Source organism: Streptomyces sp. NPDC008238, from assembly GCF_042956445.1.
Classification (GTDB): domain Bacteria; phylum Actinomycetota; class Actinomycetes; order Streptomycetales; family Streptomycetaceae; genus Actinacidiphila.
Genome location: NZ_JBIBGK010000026.1, coordinates 25,267 through 46,579, shown reverse-complemented (window position 1 = coordinate 46,579; position 21,313 = coordinate 25,267). Strand labels below are relative to the sequence as shown.

General features: G+C 76.5%; 14 protein-coding genes and 1 tRNA gene. 9 read left to right on the top strand and 6 right to left on the bottom strand.

Features of this window, described 5'->3' with window-relative positions:
• Positions 1–378: 378 nt before the first annotated feature.
• The 6 genes from ACFZAU_RS34050 (at position 379) to ACFZAU_RS34025 (ending at position 13,355) form a co-directional block, all read left to right on the top strand.
• A complete protein-coding gene (locus ACFZAU_RS34050; RefSeq protein WP_500555378.1) occupies positions 379–1,233 on the top strand; it encodes a DUF4132 domain-containing protein in 855 nt (284 codons plus the stop codon).
• Positions 1,230–6,212 carry a hypothetical protein gene (locus ACFZAU_RS34045; RefSeq protein WP_500555377.1) on the top strand — a complete coding sequence of 1,661 codons (4,983 nt, stop codon included), beginning with the start codon at positions 1,230–1,232 and terminating at the stop codon, positions 6,210–6,212. Before ACFZAU_RS34050 ends, ACFZAU_RS34045 begins: the two co-directional genes overlap by 4 nt.
• Positions 6,209–7,378 carry an ATP-binding protein gene (locus ACFZAU_RS34040; protein ID WP_500555376.1) on the top strand — a complete coding sequence of 390 codons (1,170 nt, stop codon included), beginning with the start codon at positions 6,209–6,211 and terminating at the stop codon, positions 7,376–7,378. Before ACFZAU_RS34045 ends, ACFZAU_RS34040 begins: the two co-directional genes overlap by 4 nt.
• A gap of 4 nt (positions 7,379–7,382) precedes the next feature.
• Complete coding sequence (locus ACFZAU_RS34035; RefSeq protein WP_500555375.1) at positions 7,383–11,150, top strand: DUF5682 family protein; 3,768 nt, start codon at positions 7,383–7,385, stop codon at positions 11,148–11,150.
• Positions 11,151–11,412: 262 nt separating this feature from the next.
• The gene (locus ACFZAU_RS34030; protein ID WP_500555374.1) at positions 11,413–11,559 is read left to right on the top strand and encodes a hypothetical protein; all 147 of its coding nucleotides are present in this window, start codon (positions 11,413–11,415) and stop codon (positions 11,557–11,559) included.
• On the top strand, positions 11,556–13,355 hold the full coding sequence (locus ACFZAU_RS34025; RefSeq protein ID WP_500555373.1) for a hypothetical protein: 1,800 nt from the start codon (positions 11,556–11,558) through the stop codon (positions 13,353–13,355). The genes ACFZAU_RS34030 and ACFZAU_RS34025 overlap by 4 nt, the downstream gene beginning before the upstream one ends.
• Here the strand turns inward: ACFZAU_RS34025 and ACFZAU_RS34020 are convergent.
• The 3 genes from ACFZAU_RS34020 to ACFZAU_RS34010 are packed head-to-tail and all read right to left on the bottom strand — an operon-like array spanning position 13,346 to position 17,311.
• Positions 13,346–13,759 (bottom strand): ribosomal protein L7/L12, encoded by a 414-nt coding sequence (locus ACFZAU_RS34020; protein WP_500555372.1) that lies wholly within the window; start codon positions 13,757–13,759, stop codon positions 13,346–13,348. The genes ACFZAU_RS34025 and ACFZAU_RS34020 overlap by 10 nt on opposite strands.
• Positions 13,760–13,784: 25 nt before the next feature.
• Complete coding sequence (locus tag ACFZAU_RS34015; RefSeq protein WP_499604408.1) at positions 13,785–14,639, bottom strand: ABC transporter permease; 855 nt, start codon at positions 14,637–14,639, stop codon at positions 13,785–13,787.
• Complete coding sequence (locus tag ACFZAU_RS34010; RefSeq protein ID WP_500555371.1) at positions 14,636–17,311, bottom strand: alpha/beta fold hydrolase; 2,676 nt, start codon at positions 17,309–17,311, stop codon at positions 14,636–14,638. Before ACFZAU_RS34010 ends, ACFZAU_RS34015 begins: the two co-directional genes overlap by 4 nt.
• A gap of 119 nt (positions 17,312–17,430) precedes the next feature.
• Between ACFZAU_RS34010 and ACFZAU_RS34005 the strand changes: the two genes are divergently transcribed.
• Positions 17,431–18,396 (top strand): aldo/keto reductase, encoded by a 966-nt coding sequence (locus ACFZAU_RS34005; RefSeq protein ID WP_500555370.1) that lies wholly within the window; start codon positions 17,431–17,433, stop codon positions 18,394–18,396.
• Positions 18,397–18,564: 168 nt separating this feature from the next.
• On the opposite strand, the gene ACFZAU_RS34000 is transcribed toward ACFZAU_RS34005, so the two are convergent.
• Both ACFZAU_RS34000 and ACFZAU_RS33995 read right to left on the bottom strand, forming a co-directional pair.
• Complete coding sequence (locus ACFZAU_RS34000; protein WP_500555369.1) at positions 18,565–19,506, bottom strand: transketolase family protein; 942 nt, start codon at positions 19,504–19,506, stop codon at positions 18,565–18,567.
• 29 nt (positions 19,507–19,535) lie between these two features.
• Positions 19,536–20,237 carry a thiamine pyrophosphate-binding protein gene (locus tag ACFZAU_RS33995; RefSeq protein WP_500555368.1) on the bottom strand — a complete coding sequence of 234 codons (702 nt, stop codon included), beginning with the start codon at positions 20,235–20,237 and terminating at the stop codon, positions 19,536–19,538.
• A gap of 54 nt (positions 20,238–20,291) precedes the next feature.
• Between ACFZAU_RS33995 and soxR the strand changes: the two genes are divergently transcribed.
• Positions 20,292–20,771, top strand: a complete 480-nt coding sequence (soxR, locus tag ACFZAU_RS33990; protein ID WP_499604418.1) for a redox-sensitive transcriptional activator SoxR — start codon at positions 20,292–20,294, stop codon at positions 20,769–20,771.
• Here soxR and ACFZAU_RS33985 read toward each other — a convergent pair.
• On the bottom strand, positions 20,752–21,042 hold the full coding sequence (locus ACFZAU_RS33985) for a YiaA/YiaB family inner membrane protein (RefSeq protein WP_026251357.1): 291 nt from the start codon (positions 21,040–21,042) through the stop codon (positions 20,752–20,754). The genes soxR and ACFZAU_RS33985 overlap by 20 nt on opposite strands.
• Positions 21,043–21,220: 178 nt before the next feature.
• Between ACFZAU_RS33985 and ACFZAU_RS33980 the strand changes: the two genes are divergently transcribed.
• Positions 21,221–21,294, top strand: a tRNA-Pro gene (locus tag ACFZAU_RS33980).
• Positions 21,295–21,313: the final 19 nt, after the last annotated feature.

Below are 21,313 nucleotides of genomic sequence, written 5' to 3'. Positions count from 1 at the left end.
CGCGGCGAAGACCGTCCCCATGGCACATCCCCCCGTCACATCCCCTTTGTGTGCTCTTATGACGATCCCCGTCCGGGGAGATCGCCAAGCCCGTACAGGGGTGGCGAATCGTCGACTCTCGGCAGAGGAAGGGGCTATGGGGCGCGGAGGACGGACGGTGCCGAAGGGGTCGGTGCCGCGGAGCGGACCGGCCCGTCGGGCGGGCGGGGCGCCCAGCGCGTCCGGCGTCCCGGAAGGGCCCCGCGCGGGGCCTCCCGGCGCCGGCGCCGCGCCCTTCCGGTTGTGGCCGGACGCGTCGTCAACAGGGTGGCGGGGGCGTTGTCAGTGGCCTCGCCTAGTGTTCCGGTCACTTGATCACGGCGTTGCAGGGAGGCACGCATGGGGTGGGTCACCGTGGGCGACTACGAAGTCGCCCTCGACGAGGGGAAGGTCGTGTGCCGCAACGCGGCCGGCCGCCGGCTGAAGTCGGTGCCGTCCAAGCTGGCGGACGACCCGGTGGTCACGGGGTTGCGGCAGCTCACCGAGTGGCTGGAACGGCACGAACGCCAGTGCCTCGCCGACGTCGAGCGCTGGATGGTGCGGTCGCTGCCCGTGCCCCTCGCCGTGATCGGCGGCGTGTGGCCCGACCCGGCCTGGCGGGCGGCCCTGCGCGATCTCGTCGTCACCGGGGAGGACGGAGAGGTCGCCGGCTTCCTGCGGGACGCCGACGGCGAGCGCGGCCTCGGCCTGGTCGACCTCGACGGCGACACCGTGCGGATCGCCCCGGAGCTGGTCCGGATCCCGCACCCCGTCCTCCTCGACGACCTGGAGGAGCTGCGGGAGTTCGCCGTCGAGCTGGGCGTGGAGCAGAGGGCCGGGCAGCTCTTCCGCGAGGTGTGGCGGCGGCCCGAGGGGCTCGACCCCGAGGGCACCCTCGTCGAGGAGTACGCGGGCGGCAGCTTCAAGGAGCTGCGTTTCCTGCACGGCCGCGCCACCTCCCTCGGCTACCGGGTGCGCGGCGGGCACTCCGTCTGCCCCGTGCTGGAGGACGGGCGTGCCGTCGAGGCCCGCATCTGGATCGGCGACTACGACGGCTGGAGCGAGACCGAGACCGGGCCCCTGACCTGGACCGACACCGCAGGCAAGACCCTGACGCTCGGCCAGGTCGGCCCCGTCGCCTGGTCGGAGGGCATGCGCATGGCGGCCGCGCTCTACGCGGGACGCGACATCGAGGACGAGGAGCAGGCGGCATGACCACGTACGACCCCACCACCACGGCCGCGCTGCTCGACGCCGGCGCGGTGCTGCCCCCCGGCACCACCACGCGTGAGGACGCCGACACGCTCACCGTCCGCACCTACACCCACCCCGTGCTCGACGACCGGCGGGTCGTCCGGCTCGTGCCCGGCACCCTCGGCGAGGCCGAGGACCTCGCCCTGGACTTCCTCGGCCTCACCCGCGAGGACGAGGCCCCCGAGGTCGGCCAGGTCCGCCGGGAGACCCTCGGGTTCCCCGCCTGGGCGCTGGTCAACGACCCGGCCAACGGCCACCACGCGCTCGCCCTGGTCAAGGACGTCGAACGGCTCGCCCGGATGGCCAAGTCCCGCGCCGGCGCCGCCAAGGACGGCTTCGACGCGCTCGCCGAGCGCCTGGGCCGGGCCGTGCCGCACTTCCTGCCCACCTTCCACGAGCAGGCCGCCCGCGTCTTCCTCCAGCACGAGAACACCACGTACGCCGCCGCCTTCTTCGGCAAGGCCCGCGCCGCCGAACGCGTCCACGGCCTCGCCGTCGACGAGGACCGGCAGCGCGCGGTGTTCCTGGAGTTCGCCTTCGCGGGCGCCCTCACCGTCAAGGCCCTCAAGGAGCACGTCAAGGACCTGGCGCGGCGGCTGGACCCGGCGGAGGCCTGGGGGCAGTTCCGGCAGCTGATCGTGGAACGCTGCGCCGCCGGGATGCCCCCGTACGCCTCCCTCCCGCAGGACGCCAGGAGCCTGATCAAGGCCGCCGGGCTCGACCGGGTCACCGAGGAGTGCGCCCTCGTCGCCGACCTCGTCGCCTCGCCCGCGGTCGTCCGCGCGCCGGGCTCCTTCTGGACCGCCTACCGTGCCACCCTCGTCGTCCTCGCCGGGAGCGAACCGGCCGTGCGGGCACGGCTGCTGGAGATCATGCCGGCCGGGCTCGGCCGTGACGCCGAGGGCGACGAGTCCTGGCTCGCCCTGCTCGTCGAGACCGGCGCCGACACCCTGCTCACCGGCGAGGCGGGGGAGGCCGCGCGGGCCGTCGACGCCGCCGACTGGCTGAGCCGCTGGGCGAGCCACCGCAAGCACGGCTCCGGCGCCTCAGAACGCTCCGCGGCCACCCTCGACCTCGTCACCCGCATGGCGCCCCGGCTGCGGGCCGACGGCCGGCCCGTCGACCTCTTCACCGGCCGCTGGCACCAGGGCGCCGAGATCGACCTGCTCGACCTGTGCGCCGCCGAGCGCGTGCCGCTGACCGTCCCCGGTGCGGACGTCACCGTGCACCTGCCGCTGCGCCGCTGGCTGGAGACCGCCGACCCGGCCCGCCGCGACCTCGTCGCCACCGGCGCCGACCCGCGCCTGCGCCGCCTGCTGCACGAGGCCGTCGGCAGCCTCGGCGAGGACCGGGGGCTGCCCGGCGTGCTGCAGGCCCTGGCCGGTCACCCGGTGCTCGGCGACGTCCTGCACACCTGGCTGGACGAGGCCGCCGGGCAGTTCACCCGCGCCGCGGGCCTGCCCGCCGCCCGCGCCGCCGTCAGCCGGCTGCGCCCCTTCCGCGCCGTCGCGGCCCGGGTCAACCCGCAGGCCGTGGCACGCGTCGCCGCGCACGACATCGCGCCGACGCTCGGCCGCACCCTCCGCGAGGGCATCCTCGACGAACTGGGCTGGCCCGCCCTCGAAGAGGGCCTGCGGCTGCTCGACGCCGCGGTCGGCAAGAGGAAGAACCACGAACTCGCCGTCGCCGAGGCCTGGCCCGCGCTGATCCTCAGCCGCGGGGACAAGGCCGTCGTCGTCGGGCCCGATACGGTGCTGCTCGAGCACGACCTGCGCATCCCCGTCGAACTCGACCGCTGGAGCCGGCCCCACTTCCGCTGGGCCGACGGCGAACTCCTCGTCATGTGGTGGCAGGACGGCAAGCAGCTCGGCTACTGGTCCGCCCGGCCCGCCGACGTGTTCACCGTCGGCGGTGAGGAACTCCCGCACTGGTGGCACGGCCACGTCGCCGCCCCGTCGATCCCGCTGCCCGGCGGCGGCCGTGCCACCGGCGGCCGCACCCTGCACGCCGGTGACACCGTGCTGCCGCCCAGCCGCCCCGTCCTCGGCGACGGCACCACGCTCTGGCGCCAGGGCAAGCAGGGCGGCCACGAGGTGTGGTTGGAGTACGACCCGGTCACCGGCACCCACGGCCGCGCCTCACTGCCCGCCTTCCTCCGTTCGGGCATCCGCGACGGAGCGCGGCTCCGCCAGGAGGACTGCGAGCTCCTGCCGCTGCAACCCGGCCTCGAACACAGCCCCTTCGGCACCGACGGCACCGTCCTCGGCCGATGGGTGCGCGTCGAGGGCGAGGGCGGCGGCTCCCGTACCGTCGCCGGCACACCCGACGGCCGTACGGTCGCCCTGCCCACCCGGCAGCGGCGGTGGTCCGCGTGCGTCCCGCTGGGCGCGCTGCGGCTCCCCGGCGGGGCCGGGCCCGTGGCCGCCCTCGTCGGCCAGAACGTGTCGCTGTACGCCGCGGGCGACGTCACCTGCGACGACGAACTCGGCAGTGTGACGCTCACGCAGCAGGGCGGCGACTTCGCCGCCGGCACCCGCTACGTACCGCCGCTCGCCTACTGGCACGCCCTGCGCCCCCGAGACGAAGGCGCCTCCGCGGTGCTGCGCGCCCTCACCGACGAGCAGGCGGCCGAACTGCTGCGCGCCGGCGCCCACGCCCTGGCGGAGCGTCAGGCCGAGGTGGACCGCACCAAGAAGTACACCGGCCCGTCCGCGGAGGCCGTCGTGCGCGCCGCGGTCGCCGCCGCCCTCCCGGCCCTCACCGACGAACGGCTCCTCATCGGCGTCACCGCCCTCGTCAGGGGCACACTCCGGCACGCCGAGTCCGTCGCCTCCTTCGTCGCCCCGCCCGCCGACAAGCCGCGGCAGCCGCGGCGCACGGAGGAGATGTTCGCCGACCACAAGCCGCTGCACGGCGACGACACCACGCTGCGCGCCGCCACCCTCGGCATCGCCGACCAGCCGGGCCACTCCTGGTGGGGCGGCGGCACGGAGTGGAGCGTGCTCCGCCAGATCCGGGCGGTCAACCACGTCCTGTCCGGCAAGGAGGCCGACGGCAAGCCGCTGCCGAACCCGGCCGAGCTCGGCGCCGTCGGCGACGGCTGGCGCAGCGAGGAGCACACCGTCCCCGCCATGGGCACCGAGTGGCCGCCCGCGCTGGCCGTGCTGCGCCCGCTGGCCTACCGTGCCGCGTCGCCGGTCACGAGCCAGGCGATCCGCGAGGGACTGCTCCTCCTCTTCGACGCGATCACCGAGGGGCCGCTCGCGGTGCCCGGCGGCGGCCTGCGCGAGGTGGTCCTCAGCGAGAGGCACGGGAAGCAGCAGCGCGCGGGACAGGTCCTGCGCAAGGACGGACGCACCGTCGTGATCCTCGGCTGCCGGCGGATCGACGGCGACCGCAACCGCGTCCACTGGCTCGCCCTCGACCACGACCCCACCGGGGCGTTCGGCGCCGTCGCGCACTTCACCCTGGAGCACGGGACGGACCGCGCGCCGGCCTTTCCCGCCGAGCGGCTCGCCGCCGTCACCCGCCTCATCCGCGACAAGGGCCCCGCACCCTGGCACCGCTGCGCCCCCGATGCGCTCGCGGCGGCCACCCGCGGCGGCCTCGGCCCCGTCCAGGCGACCCTGCTCCTCGCCGGGCGACCGGAGGAGCCGGGCGCCGAGGCACTGACCCTCATGGAGCTGAAGGCACGCCAGAAGGCCTTCGGTGAAAGCCTGCTGAGCTCGGTGCCCCGGCACGACTGCGCCGCCCTCATGGGCGCCCTCCTCCCCGACGACCCCGCCGACCTGTGGACCCACGGTCCCGACGCGGACGCCGCCGGCCGCGTCTGGCGCGAACGCCTCGGCGACGTCGTCCGCCTGCCCGAGGACATCGCGGCCGACCTCGCCGGAGTCACCGCCGCTTCCGCCGAGGCCGTGCTCAACCCGGCGCTGACGCCGTGGCTGAGCCGCACCACCGTGCAGCGCCCCGACAAGGACGGCGAGCTCGTCCCCGCCGACCCCGCGGCGCTGCCCGGCCGGTACGACATCACCCGCTCCGTCGCCGCCCTCGCCGGGCTCGCCTACGGGCTGCCGTACGGCCATCCGCTGCGCGCCGCCCTCCCCGAGGGCCTGGCCGCGCTGCGCCGGCGGATCGCCGACCCCGGCCTGCTGCTCGACATCGACATCGCCTGGACGGAGAAGGGCGGCCCCACCGCCGCCCAGATCCGCAAGGCGTACGGCCTGCCCGCCGCCGGCGGCGCCGGCACCCACGGCATGACCGACGTGGGCGAGGCGCTCGTGCTCCGCCCCTGGTACAGCGACACCGAGACGGTCCTCCTCCGCCCGGCCGGGCTCACCGGGGCCGACGACCCCGTCCTCGGCCTCGTCGAGGGACTCGTCGGCGTCCAGAGCGACAGCGGCGTGCAGGCGCTGCGCGCGGTGCTCGACGGCGAACTCGCCCGCGCTGTCGCGGCGGGCGGCGGAGCCGGGGAACCGGCGGGACACGCCCAGGACCCCACGGTCTCCGTCCCCGCCCTCGTCACCGAGGTCGCCGGCGCCCACGGCCTGGGCGAGGACGCCGCGGCGCTCTACCTCCAACTGCTCGCCCTGCCCGACCCCACGGACCGCAACTGCGCCCGCTGGACGGGCTGGAAGCCCACCCGCATGAAGAAGGCCCGCGCCGAACTGGCCGCGACCGGCCTCGTCGTCGAGGCCAAGCGCCCCCGCGCCGGCCGCACCCTCTTCCTGCCCTGCGGCTGGCGCGACCTCAAGGCGCCCGCCGTCCCCGTGGAGACGTGGAAGGAAGGCCTGTACCCCGTCCGCGACCACGCCCGCGTCGTGCCCCTGCTGCCCGTGCCCGAGCTGTTCGCCCGCGCATGGGAACGCGTCCGCTCCGGCGACGCCCCCGGCTTCGAAGAACTCACCACCCGTGCCACCCGGAAGGGCCGCCGCCGATGACCACCACCGTCCCCGCACCTGCCGCGCGGCAGATCACCCCGCCCGAGGACCGGTTCGCCACCGAACTCGCCTTCCTCGCCGCCCACGACGGCGGACCCCGCCCGCCCGCCTGGCGGCTCACCCCGCGCGCCGTCGTCACCTTCGTGATGGGCAGCGGCGGGCAGGCGCTGCGCCTGCCCGACGACGCCGAGGTCCCCGAGGGCGTGCCGCGGCGCCTCGTCGTCGAGGCCAAGTTCGTCGGCGACCGCGCCCTGGTGGAGCGGTGCGTCGTCACCCTCGCCGGGGAACGCGGCCTGCTCCTCGTCGGCGAGCCCGGCACCGCCAAGTCGATGCTCTCCGAACTGCTGTCGGCCGCGGTCTGCGGCACCAGCGGGCTCGTCGTCCAGGGCACCGCGGGCACCACCGAGGACCAGCTCAAGTACGGCTGGAACTACGCCCTGCTGCTCGCCCAGGGCCCCAGCCGGCAGGCGCTCGTCCCCTCACCCGTGCTCACCGCGATGACCCGCGGCGCCGTCGCCCGCGTCGAGGAGGTGACCCGCTGCCTGCCCGAGGTGCAGGACTCCCTGGTCTCCCTGCTCTCCGAACGGCGCATCGCCGTCCCCGAACTCGCCGGCGGCGACGACGCCCTGGCGCACGCGGCGCCCGGCTTCAACCTGATCGCCACCGCCAACCTCCGCGACAAGGGCGTCTCCGAGATGTCCGCCGCCCTCAAGCGGCGCTTCAACTTCGAGACCGTCGGTCCCATCGGCGACCTCGACGCCGAGACGGCACTCGTGCGCAGCCAGTCCCGCGCCGCCGTCGAACGGGCCGGCGCCCCCTACCAGGTCGACGACGCCGTCCTGGAGGCCCTCGTCACCGCCTTCCGCGACCTGCGCGAGGGCCGCTCCGCCGAGGGCTGGGAGGTCGAGCGGCCCTCCACGGTGATGAGCACCGCGGAGGCCGTCGCGGTCGCCGGCGCGCTCGCCCTGGCCGCCGCCTACTTCCCCGGCGACCGGGACGTGCTGGGGTTGCTGCCCGGCCACCTCCTCGGCGTCGTGCGCAAGGACGACCCGGCCGACGCCGCCCGCCTCCTCGGCTACTGGGACGGCCCCGTACGGCGCCGCGCCGAGCAGGGCTCACCGACCTGGCGCACCCTGTGGGAGCTGCGCGCCGTCCTGGAGGGCTGAGCCCGTGTCCCTCACCCCGGACGAGGCCGCCGCCGTCCTCACCGACCCGGCGGCGCCCTACCTCGTCGGCGTACGGCACCACGCCCCGTCGCTGGCGGCCGCGCTGCCCGCCCTGCTCGACGCGGCGAAGCCCGACGTGCTGCTCGTCGAACTCCCCGCCGAGATGCAGCAGTGGCTGCCCTGGCTCGCCCACGAGGACACCCGGGCCCCCGTCGCCCTCGCCGCCGCCCCCGGCGACGGGGGCGGCGGCCCCGCCTTCTACCCCTTCGCCGACTTCTCGCCCGAACTCGCCGCCGTCCGCTGGGCCGCACGCACCGGCGTCCCCGTCGTCGCCTGCGACCTGCCGCTCGCCGACCGCGCCTGGCAGGCCGGCCGCACCACGGCCGCGCCGGGCGACCCCGGCCGGGGGCTGCACGCCGCCCTGCGCGCCCGGCTCAGCGGCCGCCCCGGCGACGACCTCTGGGACCGCCTCGTCGAGGCCACCGCCCCCGGCTCGCCACCCGAAGCCCTGCGCCGCGCCGCCCTCCTGACGGGCTGGGCGCTGCGCAGGGACGCCGCCGAGGGCGCCGGGGTCCCCGCTCTCGACCTGCGCCGCGAGCAGTGGATGCGGGCCCGGATCGCCGAGGCCGCCGCGGACGGGCGCCGCACCGCCGTCGTCGTCGGCGCCTTCCACGCGCCGGCCCTGGTCCCGGCCGCCCTGTGGCCGCGGGACACCGCCCCCGCGGAAGGCCTGGACGCGGCACCCGCACCCGAGGACGGCGCGGCCTGGACGACCTCCCTGATCCCCTACGCGTACCCGCTGCTGGACGAACGCTCCGGCTATCCGGCGGGCATCCGCGACCCCGAATGGCAGCACATGGTGCTGGAGGCGGCCGGCGACCCCGCCGCCCTCGACGAGGCGCTCACCCGGGCCGCCGTCCGCGTCTGCGCCGAACTGCGCGCCCAGGGCCACCCGTCGGGCCCCGCCGACGCCCGCGAGATCAGCCGGCTCGCCGGCGACCTCGCCCGGCTCCGCGGCCTGCCCGCAGCCGGCCGCGGCGAACTCGTCGAGGCGGTGCAGACCGTGCTGGCCCAGGGGGAGCCGTACGGACGCGGACGGGCCGTGGCGCGCGCCATGGAACGCGTGCTGGTCGGCACCCGCGGCGGCCGCCCCGCCCCCGGCGCGCCGCGCAGCGGCCTCGCCCCCGCCGTCGAGCGGGAACTGACCGCACTGGGCCTGCCCGGCCCCGGCCCGGACGGCGCCGCCCCGGCCGACGTCCGGGACCTGCGCCTGGATCCGCTCCGCTCCGACCTCGACCGCCGCCGCGAACTCCTGCTGCGCAGACTGACCGTGTGCGGCGTGCCCTACGCCGAGCCGAAGGACGTCACGGGGGCAGCCGGCACCGAGGGCCTCACCACCCGCTGGGAGGTCCGCTGGACACCCGCCACCGCGGCCATGCTCACCGCCGCCGGCATCCGCGGTGTCACCGCCGCCCAGGCCGCCGAGGGCGTGCTGCGCGAACACCGCCGCCAGGAGACGGACGAGGGCGGCCCGACGGCCGCGCAGACGCTCGCCGGACTGGCCCGGGCCGCGGAGTGCGGGCTGCCCGCGCTCGCCGCGGAACGCCTCGCCGAGACCGCTGACGTGCTCCCCGCGTCCGGCACCCTTCCCGAACTCCTCGCGGGACTCGCCCTGCTGGACCGCGTCCGGGCCGGGCACATCGCCGGGCTGGACGCCGGCGAACCCCGCACCGCCCGTGCCGCCGCCGTCGCCGAGCTGCTGACCGCGGCCGCGGTCCGCCAGGTCGACGGCCTCACGGGCTCCGAGGACCCCGCCGACGCGCACGCGCTGCTCGAACTCGCCCACCGCGCCGACCTCCTGGGCGGCGTCCGGCTCACCGACGCCCTCGCGCGACTCGCCGCGGACGGCTCCCCGCTGATGCGCGGCGCGGCGGGCGCAGTCCGGGTCCTCCTCGGCCACGAGGCGCCCCAGACCCTCGGCGCCCGGGTCGCCTCCTGGGTCGACGCGGCCGGCGACCCCGACTCCCGCGCCGCCCTCACCGCCCGGCTGACCGGGCTGCTGACCGCGGCCGGCCCGCTGCTGGAGACGGCCGCCCCCGCGCTGGAACCCCTGCTCGACCGCGTCCGCGACCTGCCCGACCAGGCCTTCCTGTCGCGCCTCCCGGCCCTGCGCGGCGGCTTCGACACCCTCAGCCCGGCTGCCCGGGACCGGCTCCTGGCCGCCGTCGAGGAACGCCTGGACACCGAAGGCGTCGCCGACACCGCGGGCGTCGACCCCGTCGCGCTCGCCACCTGGACCCGCGCCGACCTCGCCGCCCGCGCGGCGCTGACCCGCTGGGGCCTGCTCCCGCCCCGCGAGACGCCACCCTCGCATGACCAGGCCGCCGATGCGGCCGGCCGGGAGGTCGGCCCCACCGGCCCGGCGGCGACGGCGTACCCGGGCGAGCCCGCCGCCACGGCGTCGCCGGGTGAACCGCAAGGTGCCACCACTCCCGACGCAGCGGTTCGCGGCGATGGCCCGACCGCAGCGCCGGCCGCCTCCGCCGACGGCGCGTCACGTGCCCCGTCCGTACCGCTTGTCCATGCGGCAGCCCGCGAGGGTGGATTGGCAGGCGGGGCGGCCGACGACGATGCGGGCCCCGCCCACGCCGCGGAAGCCCGCACCCTCGCGCCTGCCGACCGGTGGCGCCTCGTGCTGGGCCGCCGCGGCGACCGGCTGCCGCCCTCCGCCGCCGCCCTGGCCACAGCCCTTGACGAGCTGTACGGCAACGGCCGCGGCGAGGGCAGCCGCGGCGACCTCGGCGGCCACGGCACGGCCGGCGGCGGCCGCCAGGCGCCCTACCCCGGCGTACGGGAGTGGTCCGAGGAACTGGCGGCGCTGTTCGGGCCCGGCGTCCGCGAGGAGGTGCTGGCGGCGGCCGCCGCGTCCGGCCGCAAGGACGTGATCGCCGAACTCGACCCCGACAGCGTGCGCCCCTCCGTCGACCTGCTGCGCACCGTGCTGCGGCACGCGGGCGGGCTGCCGGAGGCCCGGCTGGCCGCGCTCCGCCCGCTCGTACGGCGCCTGGTCGAGGAACTCACCCGCCGACTCGCCACACGACTGCGCCCCGCACTGCACGGCACCGCCCTGCCGCGGCCCAGCCGGCGCCCCGGGGGCGGCCTCGACCTGGCGCGTACGCTGCGCGCCAACCTGGCCACCGCCCGCCGCGGTCCCGACGGCACCGTCCGGGTGATCCCGGAGCGGCCGGTGTTCCGCGCCCGGGCTCAGCGGGCGGCCGACTGGCGGCTGATCCTGGTCACCGACGTGTCGGGATCCATGGAGGCCTCCACGATCTGGGCCGCGCTCACCGCCTCCGTCCTGGCCGGGGTGCCCACCCTGTCCACGCACTTCCTGGCGTTCTCCACCGAGGTCATCGACCTCACCGACCACGTGGGGGACCCGCTCTCGCTGCTCCTGGAGGTGAGCGTCGGCGGCGGCACCCACATCGCCGCCGGGCTGCGGCACGCCCGCGAACTGGTGACGGTGCCCTCGCGCACCCTCGTCGTGGTCGTCAGCGACTTCGAGGAGGGATACCCGCTGGGAGGCCTCCTGGCCGAGGTCCGCGCCCTGGTCGGGTCCGGCTGCCACGTCCTGGGCTGCGCCAGCCTCGACGACGCGGGCCGCCCCCGCTACTCCACCGGAGTCGCCGGGCAGCTCGTCGCCGCGGGCATGCCCGTAGCCGCCCTCAGCCCCCTGGAACTCGCCCGCTGGGTGGGGGAGAAGATCGCATGAGCCACCAACCTCTGGCGGTGGCCCCGGCCGTCGTGGATGCCGTTGCCGAGGGCGTCCGCTGCGGTCGCCGCGTCCGGGCCGGTCGGATCCGCCCAGTGGGCAGGAGGGGAGGTCGCGTGAGTGGGCAACTTCCCCCGGCGGCCTGGCCGTCGTGGACGGCCCCAGCCTGCGGATCGTCGTGGACGGCGTTGCCGAGGACGTCCGCTGCGGTCGCGGCGTCCCGGCCGGTCGGATCCGCCCATTGGGCAGGGGAGGGGGTCGCGTGAGCAGGCACCTTACCTCGGTGGCCCCGGTCGCGTCTCCGGCCGTCGCGGACGACGCCGAGGATCTCCCCGCCGCGGGCGTCATCGCGGCCAGCACGTTCCACCCTCTCGAACTCGCCCGCCGGACAGGGGAGAAGACCACATGAACCAGCAACTCCCCCCGGTCGTCCCGGCTGTGACCGCGGAACTGGTCGGGGCGCTTTCGCCGCGGCTGCGCAAGCGCCTGGACGCGGGGGTGGCCAAGCTCGCCGCCCGCCCGGTCGTCGTGGACGGCGACACCGTGCGGATCGCCGTCGACGACGACACCGACCTCGAACTGCTCGCGCCCGGCGGCACGGTGACCCGGGCCGAGGACGTCCGCTGCGGTTGCCTGCTCGCCCCGGACTGCCTGCACCGCGCCGCCGCCGCGTCGGCCGCGCCCGTCGCCGAAGCCGAAGCGCCGGCCGCCGAGGAAGGCCGGCCGGGGCCCGCGGGGGAAGCGGCCACCGCGGCCGGGCCCGAGACCGCCACCCCCCAGCAACGGGCCGCCGCCGAGGCCCTGCGCGCCGCGGGGGCCGCCGCCCTCGACGCGGGCATCGACGGCTCCGGCGCCGTCGTCCAGGCCGAACTGCTCAGGGCCGCGCACTCCGCCCGCCTCGCCGGACTGCCCCGGGCCGCCGCCGCGGCGGTCTCCGTCGTCACCCGGCTGCGCGCCGCCCGTGCCGCCGACCCCGGGCACCGCCTCGCCGACCTGGTCGCCGCGCTCCGCGAACTCCTCGGCACCGCGCACCGCGTCCCGTACGCGACGGGCCCCGAACTCGCCGCCGTTCGCGGCACCGCCCGCCAGCCGTACACCCCGGACGGCTCGCTGCGGCTGTACGGGCTGTTCTCCGAGCCCGTCCTCACCGCGAGCGGCTACGCGGGCGCCGTCACCTGGACCGCTGACGCCGAGGGCCGTCTCTACACCGTCTCCGACGTCGCCCCCGGCGGCCCCGGCCGCGCGACGGGCGCCGCCGACCGGGCGGTGCGCATCGGCGACACCGCCCTCACCCACCGCGAACTCTCCCGCGCGGGCCTGGCCGTGTCCGGCGCCACGGTCTCGCCCACCGGGCGGCTCGGCGCGGGCGCCGCCGTCCGCGCCGTACGGGCCACCGGCGCCGACTGGACGGCCGAACCCCTGGACCGCCTCTGGCGGGTGCCCGTCGCCGAACAGGCCGTACGCGCCCTCGGCACCGGCGACGGCCTGCTCTTCCTCGACGTCACCCTCGTCGGCACCGTGCGTGAGGCCGGCGGCGACTGCCTGCTCGCCCAGTGCGACGACCTGACGCTGCGGCTCACCGCCGCGCACGACCACCCCGCGCTTCCCGACCGCGACAACCTGCGGCTGCTCGCCGAGGCGCCGGGCACCCGGTTGCGCGTCGTCGCCCGGCTCGATCCGGCGCCGCACCCCCGCGCACTGCTGCTGGCCACCAGTCATCCGGCCGACCCCAGGGCCCGGGTCGACACCGGCCTCGACCGCCTCCAGCGCGCCGACCTCCCCGTCGCCGTGCCCGCGGCCTCCCTGCCGCCGCTTCCCGCGCCCGACGAGGCCCCGGTCCATCTGCTGCTCCGGCGCGTGCACCAGGCCGCTTCCGGCGGCCGCCGGGTCCTCGCCCTCCCCGCGAACTCCGCCCCCGACACCCGGCGTCTGCGCCGTGCCGCCCTCCCGACCGCCGCGGACCTGGTCGACGACCTCCACCGCACCGCGGCCGACCGCGGCCGCGACCCCTTCGGCCGCCTCCTGCCCGCCGACACCGAACGCTTCGCCCTGGCCTGGCTCGCGGCCGCCGTCTACTCCGACGCGCTCTCCCGCGCCCTGTGCGCGGCGGCGTGGGGCGCCGACCCGTCCGACGACCCCTCCGCCGCCGACCCCTCCTCCGACGCGCCGGCCTCGCCCGTCGGGGCGTCGGGCGGTCAGCCGTAGGGGTCCGACCACCGGTCGGCGCGGCGTGCCGGCGGGCAGCCCCCCGCCGACCAGGCGGGGGGCGTGCACGGCTGCCCGTCACCCGGACCGGATCCCGGGGCGAAGACGCACCCGCTCCATGTGCAACGCACCCGGGCCACGGCACCGGCCGCCTCGAGCCGCCGCGCGGCGTCCTCGGCGGCCTCCAGCGAGGTGTCCTCCACGACCACGAGCGGCACGGCGTCGAGCAGTTGCCTGCTCCGCCACGCGCTCAGGCCCGTCACGGACCGCAGCGCCCGCACGACCTCCAGCTTCCGGTCCGCGTCCCCGGCCCCCGTCACGGACCGCAGCGCCCGCACGACCTCCAGCTTCCGGTCCGCGTCCCCGGCCCCCGTCAGCAGCACGCCGTACGCCGGCTCCTCCACCCGCCACCTCTCGCTCGGGAGCCCTTCAGGAGACGATGTCCTTCCCCCGGAAGCCGCGGAAGGCCAGCGCGAAGAACACCACCGCGAAGGAGAGCGACACCGAGGTGCCCTTGAGCATGCCCGTCCATTCCAGGCGAGGCTGGAGCGCGTCGATCCAGGCGTACTGCCAGTGCGTCGGCAGGACGTCCCGCAGCGAGCCCAGCGCCGTGATCGCGTCCAGGATGTTGGAGAGGATCGCGACGCCCACGGCCCCGCCGACCGCGCCCAGCGGCGCGTCGGTGAGCGTGGAGAGCCAGAAGGCGAAGCCCGCGACGGCCAACTGGCCCACGAACACGTAGAGCGCGGCGATCGCGAGCCGTCCCGTCGCGGTGCCCGGGGGCAGCGAACCGGCCGTGGTGAGCTCCAGGTCGCCCCAGCCGTAGGCGAGCGCGCCGACGCCGAGCGCCACCGCGGGCAGCGCCAGCACGGCGGCGGCGCTGAAGACCAGCGACACCAGTGCCTTGGAGGCCAGCAGCCGGGCCCGTGGCACCGGGGCGGCCAGCAGGTAGCGCAGGGAGGACCAGTTGGCCTCCGAGGCGATCGTGTCGCCGAAGAAGAGGGCGACCGGGATCGTCAGCAGGAAGCCGGAGGAGACGAAGAGCACCGCCAGCGAGAAGTTGACGCCGGAGGCGGTGGCCACGTCCATCATCGTCGGGCCGGAGTTCCGGCCCCGCGGGGTGCCGCCGATGGCGAAGGCCGCCCACACGATCACCGGCAGGCCGAGCACGACGCCGAACGCGACGAGCGTACGGCGCCGCAGCAACTGCCGTACCGCCTCGACCCGCAGCGGGAGGGTGCGGCCCGGACGGTACCCCTCGGCCAGTTCCAGGGTCTCGGTCACGCGGGAGCTCCGATCAGGGTCAGGAACGCGTCCTCCAGGCGGCGGTGCGGGCCGACGCGCTCCACCGGAACGTCGAGCCGCAGCAGTTCGGACAGCAGCTCCGGCACCGCCATCGTGCCCGGCCGGACGAGCAGCCCGCCGTCCGCGGACTCCGCCGCCTCGACGCCGGGCAGCGCCGACAGCTTCGCGGCGACCGCCTCCCGCGCCTCGTCCGCCATGCCCGGCGCGCCGACGAACAGCGTCTGCCCGCTCCCGGCGATGTCGCCGACCGGACCGGCCGCGATGAGCCGCCCCTTGTCCATGACGACCAGGTGCGTGCAGCTCTGCTCGACCTCCGACAGCAGGTGGCTGGAGACGAGGACGGTACGGCCGGCGGCCGCGTAGCGGCGCACCACGTCGCGCATCTCGCGGATCTGCGGCGGGTCGAGCCCGTTGGTCGGCTCGTCGAGGATGAGCAGGTCGGGCAGGCCCAGCATGGCCTGCGCGATGGCGAGCCGCTGCCGCATGCCCTGCGAGTACGTGCGCACCGCGCGCTCCAGCGCCTCGCCCAGGCCCGCGATCTCCAGGGCCTCCTCGACGTGGGCGTCGGCCGCCGGCCGGCCCGTGGCCCGCCAGTACAGCTCCAGGTTGGCCCGCCCCGTCAGGTGCGGCAGGAAGCCCGCGCCCTCCACGAAGGCCCCCACCCGGGACAGCACGGGCGCGCCCGGCCGGATCGCGTGCCCGAACACCCTGATGGTGCCCGCGTCGGGGCGGATGAGGCCCATCATCATGCGCATCGTCGTCGTCTTGCCGGCGCCGTTGGGGCCGAGCAGCCCCAGCACCTGGCCCCGCTCGACCCGGAACGACACCTCCCGCACCGCGTAGCGGTCCGCGGCCCCGCGGTAGCGCTTGGACAGCCCGGAGATCTCCAGCGGGACGTCCGCCAGGTCCCGGTCGGGAGCCTGCCGTACCGCGCCCGCCCGGCGGCGGCCGGTCAGCAGCAGCGCCGCGGCCAGCGCGAGCGCGGCGACCGGCAGCAGCCACACCCACGCGGGCAGCGCGCCCTGGGCGGTGGTCAGTTCCGGGTCCGTCGGCAGGGTCAGCGCGGCGCCCTCGGGCAGCGACACCCGGTAGGTGGCGGCCGCGAGGGGGGAGGAGTAGCCGAGGTCGGTGGTGGACAGCACCAGCCGCAGCCGGTGGCCGGCGGCGAACTCGTGGTCCACGGCGGGCAGCCGCACCCGCACCGTGCCGCCGCCCGCCACCCGCAGCGGTGCGACCAGTTGGTGCGGCAGCGTCTCGTTGCCGCCCGGGGCCACGTCGTACAGCTTCGCGAAGAGCACCGCGCCGGCGGGTGCGTCCGTGTCGACGGTGACCCGTGTGGTCGCCGCGCCCGTCAGACGCAGCGCGGAGGTCAGCGGCGCGGAGTCGAAGGCGGCGCGCTGACCGGGGAAGTCCAGGGACAGCGAGAGCCCCTGGCCGAGGTCGGAGAGCTGGGAGAGCGCGCCCACCCCGGGCACCGCCGAGATCGCCGGCGGGCTGCCGCCCGCGGGGTTGGCCACCGTCCGGGTACGTCCCTCGAGCGGGACCGTACGGGCCCGCGTGCCCTCGAGCCCCGGGTACGCGTCGGCGTCCGCTCCGCGCCGTACCGCCCTGCCGTCGGTGGTGTCGACGCCTCCGGTGCGGGTGACGCGGAACGCGGGCCCGGTGTCGGCGCCCTCGTCCTTCTTCAGCCAGCGGTCGAACCAGGCGGTGGTGCGCGCCTGGATCCGGGCGGTCTCCTGGTCGCCGCCGTCGTGCCCGCCGGAGAACCAGTCGACGGCCACGGGGGCGCCGTTGGCGGCGACGGCACGCGCGATGGCGTCGCCCTGGTCGAGCGGGAAGAGCGAGTCGTTCTGGCCCTGCACCACCAGGGTCGGCACCTTGATGCGCCCGGCCACCGAGGAGGGGCTGGAGCGCGTCAGCAGCCGCAGCGTCGCGGCGTCCGGACGGCCCGCGACCGCCGAGCGGTCGTACATCGCGCACAGTTCGGCGGTGAAGCCGCACGCGGCGCCGCGCGAGCCGGTGGAGAAGAAGACCCCCGCCCACAACTTCTTGAACACGCCCTGCGGGAAGAGTGCCTCACCCAGGTCCCACCAGGTGATCACGGGCACGATGGCGTCCACCCGCCGGTCGTACCCGGCGGCCAGCAGCGAGATGGCCCCGCCGTACGAGGCCCCCGCGACACCGACCCGCGGGTCGTCCCGGCCGTCGCGCAGCACCTCGGGCCGCCGGCCCAGCCAGTCGACGAGCCGTGAGACGTCGGCGACCTCCGCGTCCGGGGAGTTGAGCCCGATCCGCCCGCCGGAGGCGCCGAAGCCGCGCGCGGACCAGGTCAGCACCGCGTAGCCGCTGCGGGCGAGGGACTCGGCCTGGGCCCGCATGTCGTCCTTGCTGCCGCCGAACCCGTGCGCGAGCAGCACCGCCGGGCGCGGCGCCGACCCGCCGGAGGTGAAGTAGGAGGTGTCGATCCGCACCTTCGCGGAGCCGCCCGGGGCCTCGGGCATCGAGAAGACCCGGTCCTGGCGGCGCACGGGTGCGGGGGAGTCGGCCGTCGCAAGGGTGACGACGCCGCCTCCGGCGAGCAGGGCGAGGGCGGCGGCACCGGCCGCCAGCCGCCGCCGCGTGCGCCAGGTCCTGGGCAGGGCGAATCGCATGCGTGATCCTCGGACGGGGACGACGAGAGTGACGTTCCCACTATGCATTCCGGTGATCACCCGCGACGTCCGCCTCAGGCACCGGATCGGCGTACTCCACCGGGAGTACGGTGGCGGACGTGCCCTTCGAACGACTCGTCACCGCCCCCCTGCCGCGGCTGGGCCTCGGCCTCGCCGCCGTCGGCCGTCCGGCGTACATCGACCTCGGCCGCGCCGCCGACCTGCCCGCCGACCGCACCGTCGAGGCGATGCGGGACCGTGCCCACGCGGTCCTCGACGCCGCCTACGCGGCCGGCATCAGGTACTTCGACGCGGCCCGCTCCTACGGCCGCGCCGAGGAGTTCCTCGCGGGCTGGCTGGACGCCCACCCCGAGGCCACCGACGTGGTGGTCGGCAGCAAGTGGGGCTACACCTATACGGCCGACTGGCGGGTCGACGCCGAGGTGCACGAGGTCAAGGACCACGGCACCGCCACGTACGACCGGCAGATCGCCGAGACCCGCGCGCTGCTCGGCGACCGCCTGGACCTCTACCAGATCCACTCCGTCACCCCGGACAGCCCCGCCCTCGCCGACCGCGAACTCCACGGCCGCCTCGCCCGGCTGGCGGCCGAAGGGGTGGCCGTGGGCCTGTCCACCAGCGGTCCGCTGCAGGCCGAGGCGATCCGCGCGGCGCTGAAGGTGACGGTGGACGGGCAGCACCTGTTCACCTTCGTGCAGGCCACCTACAACCTGCTGGAGCCGTCCGCGGGGCCCGCCCTGGCCGAGGCGCACGACGCGGGAGTGACCGTGATCGTCAAGGAGGCCATGGCCAACGGCCGCCTGGCGACGGCCGATCCGGACTCCCCCCTCGCCGAGGTGGCCGGCCTGACCGGCGCCACGCCCGACGCGGTGGCCCTCGCCGCGGTCCTGCGCCGCCCCTGGGCCGGCATCGTGCTCTCCGGCGCCGCGACGCCCGGTCAGGTCGCCGCCAACGCCCGGGCCGCCACCGTCGGACTGGACGCCGGACAGCTGGCCCGGCTCACGGCCCTGGCCGAACCGGCCCCCGCGTACTGGCGGCACCGCTCGGAGCTCCCCTGGAGCTAGCGCGCCTCCGGGGGTGGGGAGGGCGCCGGACCGCTGAGGGGGTGCGGGACCGCCACCGCCCCGCCCGGACCAGGTTCCCCGGGGCCGGCACCCCCCGCCCGTCGGCCGCCGCGCGCGACAGCAGGGCCGCCCGTGCCGGCGCCCCCCCCGCCCGGCGGGGATCCGCGGCTAACGGGCGCCCGACCCCACCGCGCCCACCGGGTGCGGTGAGAGCGCCAGGAAGCCCCCGATCCGTGCGCGCAGCCCGGCGGCGTCCAGACCGTGCGCCGCCACGTGCTCCTGCCAGGTGCCGTAGCGGCGCAGCTCCTCGCGGGCGGTGCCCAGCGCGAGCACGCGGTGCGGCAGGTCGAGCAGTGCCTCGGCGGCATGGGGCGCCGACGTGCCCGCCAGGTACGGCTCGACCAGCACCACGTCCGCCGCGTCCGCGCCCGCCACGGCCGCCCGCAGCCCGGCCGCGTCGAAGGGGCGCACCGTGGCGGCGTACAGCACCGTGACGTCCAGGTCCGCGACCGCCGCCAGTGCCGCGTCCAGGAGGGGGCCGACGGCGACGACCACGCCCGCCCGGCCCTCGCGCAGCACCCGGAACCGGCCCGGCTCGACCGGCCGCGCGGTGCGGTTGGACTGCTCGCTGAGCCGTACGTAGACCCGGTTGTCGCCGTCGGCCGCCGCGTGCCGGACCAGGGCCTCGGCCTCGTCCGGGTGGCCGGGCACGTGCACGGTCCAGCCGTCGAGGGTGTCCAGCAGCGCGACGTCACCGGGGGCCTGGTGGGTGCGGCCGCCCGAGGCGATGTCGTAGGAGGCGCCCGAGCTGACCAGCACCGCGCCGGCGTCCTGGTGCCCCAGGTCCAGCTTGACCTGCTCGAAGGGCCGTTCCACGAGGAAGCTGCCGAAGCTGTGGACGATCGGCCGCAGCCCGGTCAGCGCCAGCCCGCCGGCGACACTGACCAGCAGCTGCTCGCGGATGCCGACGTCGATGACCCGGTCGGGGTGGTCGCGGGCGGCGTCCGTGAAGCGCTCCCCGGAGATGACCGCGAGCACGACGGCCAGCCGGGGGTCCTCGTCCAGCAGGCGGGTGGCGACGGCGCCGAAGCGGTCACGCATGGTGTCCATGGGAAGGTCTCCTCGGTTCGGAGCGGTGGTCACCGCTTGGGTTCGACACGGGCGACGACGGCGTGCGGCCGTCCGGGGTGCGGTGCGGTGAACGCCTCGTACAGCGCCTCGTGGTCGCGGCCGTCGGCCTCGGTGACGGACCAGCCCTCGCCCGCGAAGAGCGAGGCGGGTCCTCCCGGGCGCCGGTAGGTCGCGGAGGTGTTGTCGACGGCGACGACGTGCAGGCCCTCCAGGCCGACGGCGCCGGCGTAGGCCACGGCCTCGTGGTTGCTCCCCTCGTCCAGTTCGGCGTCGCCGACGAGCACCCACACCATGGCGTCGGTCAGGACCTGCGCCCGCAGTCCCAGGGCGCTGCCCACCGCGATCGGCAGCCCGTGGCCGAGCGAGCCGGAGCCGATCTCGGCGCCCGGCACGAGCACACGGTCCGGGTGGTGGCCGAGCGGCGAGCCGAAGGAGCCGAAGTCCGGCAGCCACTCGACCGGGAGGAAGCCCTTGGCGGCCAGCACTGCGTAGTACGCCATCGGCCCGTGGCCCTTGGAGAGCAGGAAGCGGTCCCGGCCGGCGTCCTCCGCCGTCCCCGGGGTCACCCGCAGCACCCGGTCGTAGAGCACCCACAGCACGTCGAGGGTGGAGGTGGCGGCGGGTCCGTGCTTCTCGTCGCCGGTCATGAGCGACATCAGCCGCCGGAGGTCGTCGTAGTCGTACGCGGTGTCCGCACTGGTCGGAGTCATGAGTCGAGGGTGCAACTTCAAGTCAGCTTGAGGTCAAGCGGTACCCTCGGCCGCATGAGCGACCCCGCACCCCGCCGCGACCGCCTGGCCATCGGTGAGCTCGCCGCCCGCAGCGGCCTGGCCACCTCGGCCCTGCGCTACTACGAGGACCTGGGCCTGATCCGCTCCGAGCGCACCGCCGGCGGTCAGCGGCGCTACGCGCGCACCACGCTGCGCCGCGTCGCCTTCATCCGGGCCGCCCAGCGCGTCGGCCTGTCGCTGGAGGAGGCAGGCGCGGCCCTCGCCCGGCTCCCCGAGGACCGCGCCCCCAGCGCCGCCGAGTGGAACGCCGTGGCCCGCACCTGGACCCGCCGGATCGACGAGCAGATCGCGGAGCTGCACCGGCTCAAGGACAACCTCACCGGCTGCATCGGCTGCGGCTGCCTCTCCCTGCGCAAGTGCACGCTGTACAACCCGGACGACACCGCGGCCGCCAAGGGCCCCGGCGCGCGCTACCTGCTGGGCGACGTGCCGGCTACACCCCGTCGACCTTGAACGGGTCGTGCTCGGACAGCAGCTTGTCCAGCCGGGCCTGGTCCACCCGGCTCGTCACCTGGCCGGCCTCCTGCCGGTCGCGCACGACCTTGGCGAGCGTGAACGCAGAGGTCACCACGTAGAGCAGCCCCACCGCCAGGAAGGCCCGCACCCACGGGCCGACCGGCAGGTAGGCGATGCCCACGACCATCGCCCCGAGGGCGACGGCGAACGAGATCGCGGCTTGGGCCGAGTAGGCCGCCGTGTTCTGCTGCTGGATCGGATTGGCCATACCCGAAGCATCGGCCGTCGTGGCCCGCGCCACATGAGTACGGCTACTCATCCCGGGCCGGGTACGCCGCCGCGGCGGGACCGCGCGGGGGCGGGAATGGTGCGAGCGAGCACCCGACGACGTGCGGTATTGTTCTCGTGCGCGGTCGGCCGGGTGGAAGCCCGGCGCGATCCGGCACCGGGACGTGGCGCAGCTTGGTAGCGCACTTGACTGGGGGTCAAGGGGTCGCAGGTTCAAATCCTGTCGTCCCGACGGTGCTGACCAGCGGGTT